Source organism: Aerococcus sp. L_32, assembly GCF_050689315.1.
In genome coordinates this window covers 1-982 of sequence record NZ_JBOEQF010000654.1, presented here as the reverse complement: position 1 = coordinate 982, position 982 = coordinate 1, and the positions used below count along the sequence as shown (strand labels likewise).

The window sequence follows — 982 nt, the reverse complement described above, 5'->3', positions numbered from 1 at the left end:
ACGTTTTAGTAAACGGCCGTAGGTTCCCCCACCGATTGAACGTTCTTGCCCTTTTTCGCCTGTTTGATTTTCATAAACAGCTAGTAAAGTTTGCACCAAAGGATCATCTGCTGGTACGTAATGCGGTACTTTATTAGTTTTCGTACCATCTACAAAGTTGTAGTGGTAAGTTTCTCCGTGCGCCGCAAATGTTGCATCAATTTCACTGTATTCTTTACCACGTGGTACACGAATATTTAAGACAGTGTATGATTTGCCGCCTTCTTCGCCAACCAAACCTGGGTTTACAGTTACTTTACCCATAATTTCATCTTCATGGGCAATACCTAATTTTTCACCATTAAAGTCTAAATGTAATAGGTCACCTAAGAATTTCAACAGGTCATCTTGGGCTAAATCATCGTCTAATTGTAATAATAATTTAGATAAATATGTTGCCGCATTATATCCAACACTTGGATTCATTGCGTGAACGCCTTTACCTTCAACAGTAATTGCCGTTGCATCAGCGTCTGGACTTACAATGATTGTGATTTCTGGATTAGCTGCTTGGAAATCGGCAACGATTTGGTTGACATCAGAGGTCAATCCAGTCACAACTGCATGTGCTTCACCCGGTACCATGTTTTCACGAAGACCACTTTCAAATGAAAGTAATTTTTCAGAACGACGGTCGAATATTAGCTTAGCTGAGTACATCCCTTTTTCCCCATTAATAATTGGGAAGTCCGCGTCTGGAGAGAAACCAAAATCTGGTTCTTCTTCTACTTCGAAGTAACGTGTGACACCTTGCCATTCACTTTCTTCGTCAGTACCAACGATAAAACGAACACGTTTCTCAACTGGTAGGCCTAATTCTTTGATGACTTTCAAGCCGTAGTAGGCAGCCATTAAAGGACCTTTATCGTCTGAAGCACCACGGGCATAGATGCGGTCGTTGATAATTTCGGGTTTGAATGGATCAGTATCCCATTTATCGTCT

General features: G+C 41.0%; 1 protein-coding gene. It reads right to left on the bottom strand.

Features of this window, described 5'->3' with window-relative positions; all coding sequences use genetic code 11:
* Positions 1 to 982, bottom strand: a 982-nt coding sequence (locus ACRCJ0_RS15480) for a Sapep family Mn(2+)-dependent dipeptidase (protein WP_431391081.1), incomplete at both ends; no start/stop codon positions are given.